Below are 741 nucleotides of genomic sequence, written 5' to 3'. Positions count from 1 at the left end.
TCAATCCTATCAAGGAAATCACGAAATTGGCCCACCAAGTTGGAGCTATCATGGTAGTGGATGGTGCTCAATCTACGCCTCATATGAAGATTGATGTCCAGGACTTGGATGTGGACTTCTTCGCCTTTTCAGGTCACAAGATGGCTGGTCCGACTGGCATCGGTGTGCTTTACGGTAAAGAAAAGTATCTGGAACAAATGTCTCCAGTTGAATTTGGTGGCGAGATGATTGATTTCGTCTATGAGCAATCTGCTAGTTGGAAGGAATTGCCTTGGAAATTTGAGGCTGGAACGCCAAATATGGCAGGTGCTATCGGACTTGCTGCAGCAGTGGATTATCTGGAAAAGATTGGCATGGATGCCATTGAAGCGCATGAACAAGAATTGATTGCATACGTCTATCCAAAATTGCAGGCCATTGAAGGCTTGACCATTTATGGTTCGCAGGACCTGGCTCAACGTTCAGGTGTCATTGCCTTTAACCTAAGTGATCTTCATCCCCATGACCTAGCTACAGCACTTGATTATGAAGGAGTGGCTGTTCGTGCTGGTCACCATTGCGCCCAACCTTTGCTTCAGTATTTGGAAGTCCCAGCAACAGCTCGTGCAAGTTTTTATATCTACAATACCAAGGCAGATTGTGACAAGCTAGTCGATGCCCTACAAAAGACAAAGGAGTTTTTCAATGGCACTTTCTAAACTAGATAGCCTTTATATGGCAGTGGTGGCAGACCATTCGAAA

General features: G+C 45.2%; 1 protein-coding gene. It reads left to right on the top strand.

Annotated elements, in window-relative coordinates:
* Positions 1-698, top strand: a 698-nt coding sequence (locus GMD4S_RS12465; RefSeq protein ID WP_000294356.1) for an aminotransferase class V-fold PLP-dependent enzyme, incomplete at its 5' end; no start/stop codon positions are given.
* Between the last annotated feature and the right edge of the window lie 43 nt (positions 699-741).

It is taken from the genome of Streptococcus sp. GMD4S (assembly GCF_000296955.1).
The sequence above is the reverse complement of the archived record's forward strand: the minus strand, read 5'-3'. Positions and strand labels throughout refer to the sequence as shown.